A 13,892-nucleotide genomic window follows, 5' to 3' on the forward strand; every position below is an offset into this window, starting at 1 on the left:
GTGCCGTCCGGGCCGCCCGGCTTCAGCGCGAGGCTTCGGCGGGCGCGAGCAGCCGCTCGCCCATCCAGCGCAGCAGGTCCAGCCACATCTGGCGCATCTCGGCGTCCAGCGGCGTGCGCATCGCATTCGGCAGCTCGATCGTCACCACCGGCACGCGCTTGTGCACGCCCCCGTAGTTGCCCAGCGAACCGGGGTAGATCCCGACCTGGTCCAGGTACAAGCGCCCCAGCCGGGACGGCGGCACCGATGGGCCGTCGAAGTCCAGCACGCCGTAGGGCGCGTGGATGGCCACGATCAGGTGCGGCCGGAAGCTCTCGATCTGCTCGTGCAGGAACCGGCTCTCGGGCTCCGACAGCGGGTGCGGCCCGGGCCAGCGGCGCGGATCCTTGCGGGTGCGCTTCTCCCAGTACACCTTGGCTTCGCGCGCCCACTCGGGCGTGGGGAAGTTGCGGTTGAGGTCGACGCCATTGGCATTGGTGCGGCGCGGCCGACGCGCGAGCGTGCCGTCGGGGTTGAGCAGCGGGATGAAGCGCCAGTGCACCGGCTGGGCCAGGCGCGCCTGCTCGCCGGCCAGCCGGATCCAGTGCAGGGCCACCGAGGCCGAGGACAGCTCGTCGCCGTGGATGCCGCCGCTCACCAGCACGCGCAGCGCGGCCTTGGGCTGCACCACGTCGCGCAGGTACAGCGGCAGTCCGCGCACCGAGCGCGCCCCGCTGTCGACCAGCGCCGCCTGCTCGCACAGCGCGCGGCTCACGTTCGGCAGCCGCACCAGGCTGTCGCAGGGCGCGGCCGCCTGCGCCGGGCCGAGCAGGCCGCCGAGCAGCAGGGCGAGCGCGGCGACCGTCCGCCGCCCCGCCCTACTCATCCTTCTCGCCGGGCTCGTACAGCGTTTCGCGTCCCATGCGGTCGAGCACCAGCTCGGCCGTCCACGGCAGCATCAGCGAGCCGCAGCGGCTGTCGCGGTAGATGCGCTCGATCGGCAGGTGCTTCATCATGCTCTGGCCGCCGCAGGTGCGGATGGCCAGCCGCGCCAGGTCGTTGGCGCCCTCCATCACGGTGTACTGGGCGGCGTACAGGCGCATGCGCTCGTCCTTGGACGGGTTCGGCCGCGCTTCGCGGATGGCGCGCAGGAAGATGCTCTTGAGGTTCTCCAGCTGGATGCGCATCTGCGCCACCGCGACCTGCTTGGTGGGGTACATGCGGCGCTTGACCGGCGGTTCGCCCGGCACCTCGCCGCGCAGGTACTGCACGGTGAAGTCGTAGGCCGCGTTGGCCAGCCCCAGGTAGGTGGGCGCCAGCGTGAAGAACATGGCCGGCCAGGTCTGAGCGCCCTTGAAGTAGACGCCGCGCGGCATGAGCTGCGCCTCGTCCGGCACGAACACGTCCTTGAAGGCCAGGTTGCGGCTGACGGTGCCGCGCATGCCCAGCGGGTTCCAGTCGCCGCTGATAGCGAAGCCTTCACTGGTCGCCGGCACCGCCAGGTACAGCGTGTCCTTCGGATCCGGCTTGACCCCCTCCTGGTCCTCGGTGCACAGCACGCCGTAGTAGTCGGCCGCGCCCGACAGGGAGGCGAAGATCTTGCTCCCGTTGACCACCCAGCCGCCCTCGACCTTGCGTGCCGTGGTGCCGAACGGCGCCCGGCCGGCGGCGGCGGCGCTGCCCTCGGAGAAGGGCTGGGCGTAGATCGCGCCGTCCTGCACCACCCGGCGGAAATGCAGCTCGCGCCGGCTGGCATGTTCCCGCCGCTGCGCCTCGCTCATGGGGATGCCGTCGGCGAGCACGCCGGTCCACATCGTCGAGCAGATGTGCATGTTCCAGGTCAGCGCCGTGGCCCCGCAGAAGCGGCCGATCTCGGCCGCCACCATCATGTAGGTCGCGTAGTCGGCGCCGCCGCCGCCGTAGGCCGAGGGCACGCACATCGCCAGCAGGCCGGCCTCGCGCAGGTCGTCGTAGTTGGCGAACGGGAAGCTGGCCTGCTCGTCCCAGGTGGCCGCGCGCGGCGCGAAGCGCTTCTCGCCCAGTTCGTGCGCCAGCGACAGCAGCGAGCGCTGCTGCGCGGTGAGTTCGGTGTCGCCGACGGCGGGCGTGAAGCCCAGCGAAGTCATCGCGTCCATGGGTTCGTCGTCTCCTTTGCGGCGGCAGGCCGCGGCTAGTGAAGCAGCTGCCCCGGCAGGGCCAGGAAATTCAGGACCGCGGCGTCGAAGGCCTCCGGCGCCTCCAGGTTCTGCAGGTGGCCGACGCCGGGCATCTCCAGAAAGGTGCTGCCGGCGATCGCCTGCGCCATCTTCTTCATGACCGCCGGCGGAGCATTGCGATCGTGCTCGCCGGCCAGCAGCAGCGTGGGCACGTGGATGTTCGGCAGGTTGGCGCGGCGGTCGAAGGTGACCAGCGCCTCCAGCGCGCGCCGGTAGGTGGAGGGATTGACCAGCCCCATGCAGTGCTGCGCCAGCCGCACGCCTTCGGCCAGCGCGCCGGGCCCGATCATCTCCGGCACCAGCACCTCGGCCAGTTCGGCCATGGTCTTGCCGGCCTCCAGCGGCGCGGTGCGCTCGGCCACGAAGGCCCGCTGCCATTCGCCGTCGCGCTTGCCGAAGGCCGGCGAGGTGCCGCACAGCACCAGTCGGCTGACCCGCTCCGGCCGGCGCGCCACCACCTCCTGCGCCACCATGCCGCCCATGCTGTGCCCCACCAGCACCACGTGCTCGCACTTGAGTCCGTCGATCAGCGCGATGCAGCTTTCGGCCAGGCCCTTGAAGGTGTAGGGCTCGATCGGCGCGCTGTGGCCGTAGCCCGGCATGTCCCAGGCGACGGCGCGGTAGCCGGAGGAGGCGAAGCTCTCCACCTGCGGCGCGAAGGCCAGGTGGCCGCCGCCGATGCCATGCAGCATCAGGATCGTGGGGCCGGAGCCCAGCGTGGTGAAGGTGGGCAGCAGGCTCACCGGGAACCCCGCGTGCCGCGCACGGCGGTGCGAACGCCTGCGGGCGGCCGGGCGACGCTCATGGCAACAGGCGCCCGCGCTCGACCACCGGCTCGCCGTCCAGCGTCACCGTGCAGTGGCGCAGCGGCAGGTCGAAGTGCCCCAGCGTATGGCGGCCGGCGACTTCGTTGGCGCCGGTGCTGTACAGGAAGTTGCCGGCGAAGGCGCGCAGTTCGGTGCCGTTGCAGTCGCGCTTGTCGTACAGCGCCATGCTGTCCCAGCGCGCGGCGGCGTTGAGCCCGTAGCCCACGTGGCTGACCGCATAGGCCTCGCGGTCGCCCCAGGCGGCGATGTAGCTGCGCATCAGGTCGGCATCCACGCCGCTGCCGTCGATGCGCGTGACGTAGTCGGTCTCGATGGCCAGCGTGACCGGCTGCTCCAGGTAGCGCTTGAAGGTGAGGTTGACGTCGCCGGGCGCCAGCACCAGCCGGCCGTTGACGCTGCCGGCGGCCGGGAAGGCCAGCGCCAGCCCGCCGGGCCAGTGCGTCATGGTGCCGGGGCGGGTGGTGTAGCCCCAATTGCCGCCGGCTACCGCGCCCTGCAGCGAGATCACGAGATCGGTTCCGGCTTCGGACACGACGCGCATCTCGCGCGCCGCGCGCAGCCGCTTGACGTGCTCCTTCACCAAGGACTCCAGCGAGCCATCGTCCGGAGGAGCCAGCCGCGCGATCGCTTCCGGGTGCTCGTTGCTGACATAGAGCACGCGCGCGCCGCCCTTGAGGATGGCGGGCAGTTCCGGTGCATGCATCAGCCCCTCGACCGTGCAGTCCACCACCAGCGTGCTGCCGGCCAGCGCGGCCACCACCGGTGCGATGTTCTGCAATGCGTCGGAGGCGCCGGTCGACCGGGTCTGGGGGATGCCGCGCGCGAACACGCTGGGCATCGCGAGGCCGAACACGCGCGCGCCCAGCCGCGCCGCCGCCAGCCGGGCCAGCTCCACCAGCACGGGGCGGCTCTGGCTCTCGCTTAGCACGGCCACCACGTCGCCGGGCTGGACGGCGCAGCGGCGCAATACCGCCTCGAAGGCGTCCAGCCAGGCCGGTTCGATTCGTTCCTGCAACATGGGTCGGGCGTCTTGGTCCATACTACATGAAAATTCATGCAAACTGCGCTGATGAGCCCGCCCCGGAAGGCCCGGCCCCCGACGTTCTCGTCCAGTGAGTTCCGCAGCGCGCTGGGCATGTTCGCCACCGGCGTCACCATCGTCACGTCGATGACGGCCGAAGGCAAGCCCATCGGCCTGACCGCCAATTCGTTCAACTCGGTGTCGCTGGAGCCGCCGCTGGTGCTGTGGAGCCTGTCGCGCGCGGCCGCCTCGCTGGCCGCCTTCAGCGCCGGCTCGCACTACGCCATCAACATCCTCGCCGCCGACCAGAAGCTGCTGGCCGAGCGCTTCGCGGTCAGGGGCGGCGAGCGCTGGAACGGCGTGGAGTTCACGCGCGGCTGCGGCGACGCGCCGCTGATCGCCGGTGCCGCGGCCACCTTCGAGTGCTTCAACCGCAGCCGCTACGAGGAAGGCGACCACGTGATCTTCGTCGGCGAGGTCGAGCGCTGCACCTGGCGCCCGGGCGCCGCGCCGCTGCTGTTCCACGGCGGGCGCTTCTACACCGAGCTGCCGATCTGAGCGCCATGGCCCCTCCGCGCTTCATCGACAACTACCTGGGCTACCTCCTGGGCCAGGCCAACCACGCGCTGTACAAGGACTTCGATGCGCAGGTGCGCGCGCGCGGGCTGTCCTCCACCGAATGGCGCGTGCTGGCCACGCTGCACGACGGCGACCCGCTGACCATCAGCCAGCTCGCGGTGGAAGTGCTGGCCAAGCAGCCCACCGTCACCAAGCTGGTCCAGCGCATGGCCGACCAGGGCTGGGTGGCGCTGCACGCCGACCCGGCCGACCAGCGCCGCACGCTGGTGGCCGCCACCGCCGCCGGGCGCCGGCTGGTGCGGCCGCTGGTGGAAGAGGCCAAGGCGCACGAGGAGCGCCTGCTGCGCGCACTGGGCAGCACCGAGAAGAAGGCGCTGCGGCACCTGCTCGAGAAGCTGGTGGCGCTGCGGGCCTGAGGGGATGTCGCCAGAGCGACGGGCGCCGGCCCGCTACGATCGCCGGCGATGAGGCAAAGACAAGAACACCTCGACGGCCTGTCCGTTTCGCTGCTGCTGGCCTGCTGCCTGTTCTGGGGTTTCCAGCAGATCCTGATCAAGACCACCGTGCCCGAAGTGCCGCCGTTGTGGCAGGCCGCTCTTCGCTTCATCGGCGCGACCGCGCTGCTGTGGATCTGGTGCGTGCTGCGCGGCGTGCGCCTGTTCGAGCGCGATGGCACCGGGCCGGCCGGCCTGCTGGCCGGGCTGCTGTTCGCCGCCGAATTCGCCTGCATCTACCTGGGACTGCTCGACACCACGGCCTCGCGCCTGACCGTGTTCCTCTACACCTCGCCCTTCGTGGTGGCGCTGCTGACGCCGCGCTTCGTGCCGAGCGAGCGACTGGGTACGGTGCAATGGGTCGGGCTGGTGATCGCCTTCGCTGCGGTGGCGGTCGCCTTCAGCGAAGGCTTCACCGGACAGACCTCGGCCAGGCAGTTGCGCGGCGATGCGCTGGCGCTGGCGGCCGGCACCCTGTGGGGCCTGACGACGCTGGTGATCCGCGCCTCGCGCCTGGCCAGCGCGCCGGCCGAGAAGATCCTGTTCTACCAGGTGGCCGTCACCGCGCTGGTGGCGCCGCTGCTGTCACTGGCCCTGCGCGAGACTTGGTCGCTGCAGTACTCGGCCTATGCCTGGGGCTCGATCGCGCTGCAGACGGTGGTCGGTGCGTTCGCCAGCTACCTGGCCTGGATGTGGCTGCTGCGGTACTACCCGGCCACCCGCATGGCCTCGTTCACCTTCCTCACGCCGGTGTTCGCACTGGTGTTCGGGGTCGCACTGCTGAAGGAGCCGCTCACGCTGCAATTGACGCTGGCACTGGCCGCCGTCGCGGTCGGCATCGTGCTGGTGAACAGCAAGCGAAAGCCCGCTACCGCGTGAAGGCGCCTGCAGCGCCTCAACCCGGCGCCGGGCTCCACTCCGGCCGCTCGCCGCGCTGCGAATCCAGCACCAGCATCAGCCGGCCCGCATAGGGCAGCGGCTGCTCGCCCCGGCGGGCTTCCCCATCCAGCAGGCCGAGCTCGTCGATCAAGCGGGTGAGCGCGGACGGCAGCAGCACGCAGCCGTTGGAGCAGTTGCGCCCCAGCGTGAGCCGATGCGGGCCGGTCGCGGCCCGGGCCTGCAGCCGCGCCGGCAGCAGCGGCCCCTGCCCCGTGGCCGCGCGGGTGCGCTGCCAGCCGAAGTCGAAGACGCGTGTCCCGGCCGCTTCGCGCTGCGAGGCGCGCACCTGCTGCTCGAAGGCGCCCAGGGGCGTCTCCAGGTGGCCCGGCCCGGTCGGGCCGCCGGTGGACGCCGGCGCGGCCCCCAGCAATTCCCAGGAACGGCCGGACAGGCGCCAGTAGAGCAGCGCCGCCTGCACGTGCGGGTCACGGTCGACCACCAGCAGGTACTGCGGCTCCCACAGCGGGCGGCCGGCATCGAGCAGCTGCAGCTCGGCCAGCCAGGCGTACACCGCCGCCTCGGAAGGCGGCACCGCCAGGCGCTGCTGCACGCGGGTGCGGAACGCCTCGGCGACCTCGTGCGGGGTGTAGATGGCGGCCGCGCGGGCCGCCAGCGGGCTGGCCGCGAAGGCCGCCGCAGCCAGCAAAAGGGAGCGGCGGCCGAGGCCGCCGCAGATCGGTGCGCCCATGCGACCGCATTCTTCGCGGCCGCGCGGGACGCACCTTGAAGTGCGTCAAGGAGAGGGCAATCAGACGGGCGTGAAGCCCACCACCTTCACCAGCCCGGCCCAGAACTCGTTCTCGGCCTTGAGCATGGCCGCCAGCTGCGGCGCCGGCGTGTGCATGGGCTCCATGTAGGCCGCAGCCAGCGACTCGACCACGTCCGGCGCAGCCAGCGCCGTGCGGATGCCGGCGTTCAGCCGCTGCACGACCTCGGGCGAGGCCTTGGGCGGCAGGAAGATGCCGTACCAGCCCATGTAGGCCAGGTCCCTGATCCCCTGCTCCGCGATCGTCGGCACTTCGGGCGTGAACTTGCCGCGCTTGGGCCCGCTGGTGGCGAGCAGGCGCACCTTGCCGGCCTTCACGTGCGACATGAATTCGCCGGTCGGCCCGACCACCGCGGCGATCTGGCCGCCGATCATGTCGGCCACCGCCGGCGGGGTGCCGCGGAAGGCGACATGGCGCAGGTCGGCCTGGCCCAGGCGGCCGATGGCGCCGCCGATGAAGTGGGCCGCCGAGCCCTGGCCGGCCGAGCCGAAGTTGGCCTCGTTGGGATGCGCCTTGCACCAGGCGATGAAGTCGGGCAGCGTCTTGACGCTGGCCGGCACCATGGGCCCGACCGCCAGCGCGTAGTCGAAACTCGCGGCGCCCGACACCGGGGTGAAGTCGACCGGGTCATAGGGCAGCTTGCGGTAGGTGTACTGGTGCAGGCTCAGCGGCGAGGTCGGCGTGATCAGCAGCGTGCCGCCGTCCGGCGCCGCCATCTTCACCGCCTGCGCGGCGATCTGCCCGCCCGCGCCGCTCTTGTTCTCGACGATGGCGACCTTGGCGAAGCCGGGCTGCAGCTTGTCGGCCAGGCGGCGACCGACCAGGTCGATGGTGCCGCCCGGGGCGAAGCCGACCACCACCTTGGCGGTCTCGATTGCCTGGGCGGCCGCCGGGAACGCGGCGGCGCCGAAGGCCAGCGCAGCGGCGGAGCCCTGGAGGAATTGGCGGCGGTCTAGGGTCATGCGGGTTGTCTCCTGTGGGTCGGTTGGGAACCGCGAAATGGGGGTGTAACAATCCTAGGAAGCGCCTTGACGTGGATCAAGGCTCCCTCATGGCCACTGTGTTCCGAATCCTGAACAATGAACTGGGACGACTTCGATGCCTTCTGCCAGGTGGTCGACCACGGCGGCTTCACTGCGGCGGCCCGGGCGCTGGATCGGCCGAAGTCCAGCCTGAGTGCATCGGTGGCGCGGCTGGAAGGCCAGCTGGGCACCCGGCTGCTGGAACGCACGACCCGGCGCCTGCGCCTGACCGACGCCGGCGAGTCGCTCTACCGGGACATCTCCAAGCCCTTCTCGCAGCTGCGCGAGATCGCGGTCGACGCGGTCGCCCGGGGCGAGCGGGTGCACGGCACGCTGCGTGTCGCCGCGCCCTATGAGTTCGGCGCCCACCACCTGGCGTCGGTGACCTGCCGCCTGCTGGCGCAGCACCCACAGCTGAAGGTGCAGATGGACGTGGAGCACGACCAGGTGCCGCTGTTCGACCGCCACTACGACCTGGTGTTCTCGGCCATCGAGCACAACTTCGCGCCTTCTTCGGTGGTCGCCCGCCGGGTCTATTCGCTCGAGCGCGGGGTGTTCGCCTCGCCGGAGCTGATGGCGCGCTTTCCTGATTTCGCCTCGGCCGAGGATTTGAACGCCCTGCCCCTGCTGGCCGGCGGCGAGGACCAGGCCTGGTCCTTCTCGGGGCCGGACGGCGTGGTGAAGGTGGAAGTGCGCAATCCGCCGCTGCGCAGCGGCAACGCCGAAGTGCGGCTGAAGGCCGCCATCGCCGGCCTGGGCGTGGCGCGCATCACCGCGACCTTCTGCGCGCCGGCGGTCGCCGAGGGGCGGCTGGTGCGGCTGCTGCCGCAATGGACCTGCGAGCCGCTGCGCATGTACGCGCTGCTGCCCGGGCGCCGGCTGGTGTCGGCCAAGGTGCGGGCGTTCCTGGACGGGGTGGAGCAGGAAGCGGCCCGGCAGGGCAGCGTGGCGGAAGCGCCCTGAGGGCGCCTCGTTCAGGCGCGGGCCGCGTTGCGTTCCTGGGCGAGACGAACGAACCAGTCCAGGCTGGCCGGATTCGCCATCGCATCCTTGTTGACGACCTTCTCCAGCGGCTGCCCGAGCAGCAGCTTCTTGACCGGCAGTTCCTGCTTCTTGCCGGACAGCGTGCGCGGGATCTCCGGCACCGCGTAGACCTGGTCGGGCACGAAGCGCGGGCTGAGCGCCGCGCGCACCGCACCGTTGATGCTCGCCCGCAGCGCGTCGTCGAGTTCGACGCCGGGCCGCAACACCACGAACAGCGGCATCCAGCTCTCGCGTCCCAGGTACTCCAGGTCCACCACCAGCGAGTCCAGCACCTCGGGCAGCGCTTCGACCGCGCTGTACAGCTCGCTGGTGCCCATGCGCATGCCGTGGCGGTTGATGGTGGCGTCGCTGCGCCCGTAGATGATGCAGCCGCCTTCGGGCGTGATCTTCAGCCAGTCGCCGTGCCGCCAGACGCCGGGGTACATGTCGAAGTAGCTGGAGAGGTAGCGATGGTTGCCCTCGTCGTTCCAGAAGTACAGGGGCATGGAGGGGATGGGCCGGCGGCACACCAGCTCGCCGACTTCGCCGACCACCGGCTCGCCCTGCTCGTTCCAGGCCTCCACGGCGCAGCCCAGCAGCCGGCACTGCATCTGCCCCGGGACCTGCGGCAATTCGCGGTTGCCGCCGATGAAGGCACCGGCGAAGTCGGTGCCGCCGGAGATGTTGCACCACCAGATGCCGGGCACGCCCAGCGCCTCGAACTGCTGCGTGCCCCAGCGCTGCACGTCCTCGGACAGCGGCGAGCCCGTGGTGCCGAGGGCACGCACGGACTGCAGCCCGGGGTACTGCGACAGCTGCACGCCGGCCTTCATGCAGTTGGCGAAGAAGGCGGCGCCGGCGCCGAAGAAGGTCACGCCCAGGTCGGCGGCGAAGCGCCACAGCACCGTCCAGTCCGGCTTCTCCTTGCTGCCGCCCGGGTTGCCGTCGTAGATGCAGCAGGTGGTGCCCAGCGCGAGCCCGGCCATCTGGGCGTTCCACATCACCCAACCCGTGGAGCTGTACCAGTGGTAACGCTCGCCGAAGCTGTTGGCGTCGTAGCTGCAGCCGATGTCGTTGTGCAGCGCCATCATCAGCAGCATCGTCATCAGGATGCCGCCGTGGCCGTGCACGATCGGCTTGGGCAGCCCGGTGGTGCCGCTGGAATAGACGATCCACAGCGGATGGTCGAAGGGCAGCCAGCGCGGCTCGAAGGCGGCCACCTCCGGGCCGCTGCGCGCGACGGCTTCGGCGAAGTCGGCGTGCGGCGGCAGGCCGGCGCCAGCTTGGCCACCGAGGTTGCGCAGCACCAGCAGGTGCTGCACGCTGGGCAGCGCCGCCTGCAGCTGCTCCACCACCTCGCCGCGTTCGTGGTCCTTGCCGCCGTAGCTCACGCCGTCGCAGGCGATCAGCACCCTGGGCTCGATCTGGCGGAAGCGGTCCAGCACCGCGTTGGTGCCCATGTCGGGCGCGCACAGGCTCCACACGCCGCCCAGGCTCGCTACCGCCAGGAAGGCCACGATGGTCTCCGGCACGTTGGGCAGGTAGGCCGCCACCCGGTCGCCCGGCTGCAGCCCCTGGGCCTGCAGGTGCAGGGCGAGCGCGGCGGCCTGCCGCTGCAGCTCGGGCCAGGACAGCTCGCGGTGCTGGCCCTTCTCGTTGCGGCTGACCAGCGCCGGCAGGCCGGCGGCCTGTGCCGGCTGCACGTGGCGGAACACCTGGCGCGCGAAGTTGACCTGCGCGCCCTCGAACCAACGCGTGCCCGGCATCCGCTCGTCGGCCAGCACCTGCGTGGGCGGCGTGGGCGACTGCAGCTCGAAGTAGTCCCAGATGCTCTGCCAGAAGCCCGCCAGGTCGGTGACCGACCAGCGCCAGAGCGCGTCGTAGGAGTCGAAGGCCAGCCCGCGCTCCGTGCGCAGCCAGTCCTGGTACAGCCTCAGCCGAGGCACGAAGGGGGGCTTGCTCATGCGCGCAAGCGTAACGCCGAACGGCTGGCCCTTCGCCGCACCGCCCAGCCAATAGCGGTCCGAAACGGCCGCGCTTGCAACTTCGCACGGGCGTGCTAAAGTGCGCCGCCATGGAAGCCAAGACCGCCCGCAGCGAGCTGACCCGCGCCGCCATCGTCGGCGCGGCGCTGGACCTTGCCGCGGCCGAGGGCCTGGAATCGATCAGCCTGCAGGCCGTGGCCGACCGCATCGGCCTGTCCAAGAGCGGCGTGTTCTCGCGCGTGGGCTCGCGCGAGTCGCTGCAGAAGGCGGTGGTCGAAGAGTTCGGCCGCCGCTTCATCGAGGAGGTGTTCGTGCCCTCCATGCAGCAGCCCAAGGGCCTGCCGCGGCTGGAGGCCATCGTGCAGCGCTGGATCGTGCGCACCCGCGACGTCGATGCCCGCACCGGCTGCATCTACTCGGCCGGCGCCTTCGAACTGGACGACCGCCAGGGCCCGCTGCGCGACCAGCTGCACGCCGAGGTGGTGCGCTGGCGCACGGCCCTGCGCCGCACCGTGCTGCAGGCCATCGAGGCCGGGCACCTGAAGCCGGACACCGACCCCGACCAGCTCGTGGCCGAGCTCTATGCGCTGGTGCTGGGGCTGGTGCACGACACCCGCTTCCTGCGCGACGGCCGCGCCGCCGATCGCGCCCTGGCCAGCTGGCAACGGCTGCTGGCCAGCTACCGCGCCTGACACCCCATTCCAACGACAACGGAGACATGCCGTACCGCCTTCCCACGGACCCATTTCGCACGACTGTGCGGAGAAAGGATTTGCCATGCTGATGATCCTGACCCTGGCGCTCGGCTGGGGCGCCTACGAACTGGTGCGCGCGACCATCGAGTCGGTGCGCGCCCTGCCCCGCCGCAACGACGACATGGTGTTCTGGTGAAGGAGGCCGCCATGACGCCACGCACCGCCCTGCAGGCGACCTCCGCCTTCTACCAGGCCAGCCCCGGGCTGCGCCTGTTCCGCTGGGGACTGGCCGCCTCGCAGCGCCTCTCGCCGGCGCTGGCCGTTCGGGCCGCCTTCCGCCTGTTCTGCACGCCGCTGCCGCCGCGCTGGCTGCAGCGGCGCTCGCCCTGGGACCCGGAGTGGCGGCGCGAGAGCTGGCCGTTCGAGGACGGCAGCCTGACCGTCTATGCGCCCGCCGCCGCGCCGCACGCACCGCTGGTGCTGCTGGCCCACGGCTGGGGCGGGCATGCCGGCCAGATGCTGCCGCTGGCCGAGGCGGTGGCGCGCGCCGGCCTGCGCCCGGTGCTGCTGGAGATGCCGGCGCACGGCGCCAGCGCCGGCTCGATCAGCAACCTGCCGCAGTTCGCACGGGCGCTGGAGTACGCGGCGGCGCGGCTGCAGCAGCAGGGGCACAGCCTGCACGCGCTGGCCGCGCATTCGCTGGCGGCCAACGCGGCGGCCTACGCCGCCAGCCGCGGCCTGCCGGTGCAGCGGCTGGTGCTGCTGGCGCCACCGTCCTCGCCGCTCGAATACACCCGCCTGTTCGCCGCCGTGTTCGGCCTGTCGGAAGGGACCCGCGCCCGCATGCAGGCCCGCATCGAGGCGCGCGAAGGCATCCTGATGCGCCAGTTCGAGCCAGCCCAGGTCGGCCCGCGCATCGCCCGGCGGACGCTGGTGGTTCACGACCGCGCCGACAGCATCAACCGCTTCGCCGACGGCGAGGCCTTCGCCGGCGCGATCGCGGGGGCGCGGCTGCAGGCCACCGAAGGCCTGGGCCACCGCCGGATCCTGCGCGATCCCGGCGTGCTGGAGCAGGTCGCCGCCTTCCTGCAACCCTGAAAGTCCGCTGCGGGATCGGTCACGTTCCCGGCTAGCATCGCCGCACCTCGACAACAAGGAGCGGAGAGATGGGAATGTTCAGCTGGGCCGAGCGGCCCGCGCAGGTGCTGCAGCAGGGCGGCGTGATCGGGCCGGACGAGCGGCTGCCCTGGGCGCAGACGGCGGCCATGGGCGTGCAGCACGTGATCGCCATGTTCGGGGCCACGGTGCTGGCGCCCATCCTCATGGGCTTCGACCCCAACCTCGCCATCCTGATGAGCGGGATCGGCACCCTGATCTTCTTCCTGGTGACCGGCGGCAAGGTGCCCAGCTACCTGGGCTCCAGCTTCGCCTTCATCGGCGTGGTGATCGCCGCGACGGCGTATGCCGGCAAGGGCCCCAACGCCAACATCGGCGTGGCGCTGGGCGGCATCATCGCCTGCGGCGTCGTCTACATCGCGGTCGGCGCCATCGTGCATTCGATCGGCACCGGCTGGATCGAGCGGCTGATGCCGCCGGTGGTCACCGGCGCGGTGGTGGCGGTGATCGGCCTGAACCTGGCCGGCATCCCGGTCAAGAACATGGCGGCCAGCAACTTCGACTCCTGGATGCAGGCCGTCACCTTCGTCAGCGTCGCGCTGGTGGCGGTGTTCACCCGCGGCATGGTGCAGCGGCTGCTGATCCTGGTCGGCCTGCTCGTGGCCAGCGTGATCTACGTGGTGCTGGCCAACGGACTGGGGCTGGGCAAGCCGATGGACTTCTCCGGCATCGCCGCGGCGGCCTGGTTCGGCATGCCCCGCTTCGTCGCGCCGGAGTTCAACGGCCCGGCCATGCTGCTGATCGCGCCGGTGGCGGTGATCCTGGTGGCCGAGAACCTGGGCCACATCAAGGCGGTGACGGCCATGACCGGCCGCAACCTCGACCCCTACATGGGCCGGGCGTTCATCGGCGACGGCATCGCCACCGTGGTCAGCGGCGCGGCCGGGGGCACCGGTGTCACCACCTATGCCGAGAACATCGGCGTGATGGCGGCCACCCGCATCTATTCGACCGCGGTATTCGTGGTGGCGGCGCTGCTCGCCCTCGTGCTCGGCTTCAGCCCCAAGTTCGGCGCGCTGATCCAGGCCATTCCGCTGCCGGTGATGGGCGGCGTGAGCATCGTGGTGTTCGGCCTGATCGCCGTGGCCGGCGCCAAGATCTGGGTCGACAACCGCGTGAACTTCGCGCAGAACAAGAACCTCATCGTCGCGGCGATCACGCTGGTGCTG

14 protein-coding genes are annotated in these 13,892 nt (G+C 71.3%); 7 read left to right on the forward strand and 7 right to left on the reverse strand.

Going from position 1 to position 13,892, the window contains the following annotated elements:
* Positions 1-22 precede the first annotated feature (22 nt).
* From VEC03_RS19040 to VEC03_RS19055, 4 genes are read right to left on the reverse strand one after another with little or no spacing between them, the layout of a single operon-like run.
* Complete coding sequence (locus tag VEC03_RS19040) at positions 23-865, reverse strand: M14 family zinc carboxypeptidase (RefSeq protein ID WP_324918959.1); 843 nt, start codon at positions 863-865, stop codon at positions 23-25.
* Complete coding sequence (locus tag VEC03_RS19045; RefSeq protein WP_414708519.1) at positions 858-2,114, reverse strand: acyl-CoA dehydrogenase family protein; 1,257 nt, start codon at positions 2,112-2,114, stop codon at positions 858-860. Before VEC03_RS19045 ends, VEC03_RS19040 begins: the two co-directional genes overlap by 8 nt.
* Before the next feature lie 35 nt (positions 2,115-2,149).
* Entirely contained in the window at positions 2,150-2,938 is a 789-nt protein-coding gene (locus VEC03_RS19050; protein ID WP_324918962.1) for an alpha/beta hydrolase, read from the reverse strand.
* 58 nt (positions 2,939-2,996) lie between these two features.
* Positions 2,997-4,040 carry a peptidase M29 gene (locus tag VEC03_RS19055; protein WP_324918965.1) on the reverse strand — a complete coding sequence of 348 codons (1,044 nt, stop codon included), beginning with the start codon at positions 4,038-4,040 and terminating at the stop codon, positions 2,997-2,999.
* Between the two features lie 51 nt (positions 4,041-4,091).
* Between VEC03_RS19055 and VEC03_RS19060 the strand changes: the two genes are divergently transcribed.
* The 3 genes from VEC03_RS19060 to VEC03_RS19070 are packed head-to-tail and all read left to right on the forward strand — an operon-like array spanning position 4,092 to position 5,995.
* Positions 4,092-4,601, forward strand: a complete 510-nt coding sequence (locus tag VEC03_RS19060; protein WP_324918968.1) for a flavin reductase family protein — start codon at positions 4,092-4,094, stop codon at positions 4,599-4,601.
* A 5-nt stretch (positions 4,602-4,606) separates the two neighbouring features.
* Complete coding sequence (locus VEC03_RS19065; RefSeq protein WP_324918969.1) at positions 4,607-5,038, forward strand: MarR family winged helix-turn-helix transcriptional regulator; 432 nt, start codon at positions 4,607-4,609, stop codon at positions 5,036-5,038.
* A 48-nt stretch (positions 5,039-5,086) separates the two neighbouring features.
* Complete coding sequence (locus VEC03_RS19070; protein WP_324918973.1) at positions 5,087-5,995, forward strand: DMT family transporter; 909 nt, start codon at positions 5,087-5,089, stop codon at positions 5,993-5,995.
* Positions 5,996-6,011: 16 nt separating this feature from the next.
* Here the strand turns inward: VEC03_RS19070 and VEC03_RS19075 are convergent, their stop codons facing one another.
* Positions 6,012-6,743 carry a hypothetical protein gene (locus VEC03_RS19075; protein WP_324918976.1) on the reverse strand — a complete coding sequence of 244 codons (732 nt, stop codon included), beginning with the start codon at positions 6,741-6,743 and terminating at the stop codon, positions 6,012-6,014.
* 60 nt (positions 6,744-6,803) lie between these two features.
* Positions 6,804-7,784, reverse strand: a complete 981-nt coding sequence (locus tag VEC03_RS19080; RefSeq protein ID WP_324918979.1) for a Bug family tripartite tricarboxylate transporter substrate binding protein — start codon at positions 7,782-7,784, stop codon at positions 6,804-6,806.
* A 117-nt stretch (positions 7,785-7,901) separates the two neighbouring features.
* Here VEC03_RS19080 and VEC03_RS19085 point away from each other — a divergent pair, with 117 nt between their 5' ends.
* Positions 7,902-8,807, forward strand: coding sequence for a LysR family transcriptional regulator (locus tag VEC03_RS19085; protein ID WP_324918982.1), 906 nt, complete (start codon positions 7,902-7,904; stop codon positions 8,805-8,807).
* An 11-nt stretch (positions 8,808-8,818) separates the two neighbouring features.
* Here the strand turns inward: VEC03_RS19085 and VEC03_RS19090 are convergent, their stop codons facing one another.
* Complete coding sequence (locus VEC03_RS19090; RefSeq protein WP_324918985.1) at positions 8,819-10,831, reverse strand: acetoacetate--CoA ligase; 2,013 nt, start codon at positions 10,829-10,831, stop codon at positions 8,819-8,821.
* A 110-nt stretch (positions 10,832-10,941) separates the two neighbouring features.
* Here VEC03_RS19090 and VEC03_RS19095 point away from each other — a divergent pair, with 110 nt between their 5' ends.
* The 3 genes from VEC03_RS19095 to VEC03_RS19105 form a co-directional block, all read left to right on the forward strand.
* On the forward strand, positions 10,942-11,544 hold the full coding sequence (locus tag VEC03_RS19095; RefSeq protein ID WP_324918988.1) for a TetR/AcrR family transcriptional regulator: 603 nt from the start codon (positions 10,942-10,944) through the stop codon (positions 11,542-11,544).
* 210 nt (positions 11,545-11,754) lie between these two features.
* A complete protein-coding gene (locus tag VEC03_RS19100) occupies positions 11,755-12,645 on the forward strand; it encodes an alpha/beta hydrolase (RefSeq protein WP_324918991.1) in 891 nt (296 codons plus the stop codon).
* Positions 12,646-12,719: 74 nt separating this feature from the next.
* On the forward strand, positions 12,720-13,892 hold a 1,173-nt coding region (locus VEC03_RS19105; RefSeq protein ID WP_414708520.1), incomplete at its 3' end, for a solute carrier family 23 protein.

The sequence above is a fragment of the Ramlibacter sp. genome (genome assembly GCF_035627355.1).
Classification (GTDB): domain Bacteria; phylum Pseudomonadota; class Gammaproteobacteria; order Burkholderiales; family Burkholderiaceae_C; genus Ramlibacter.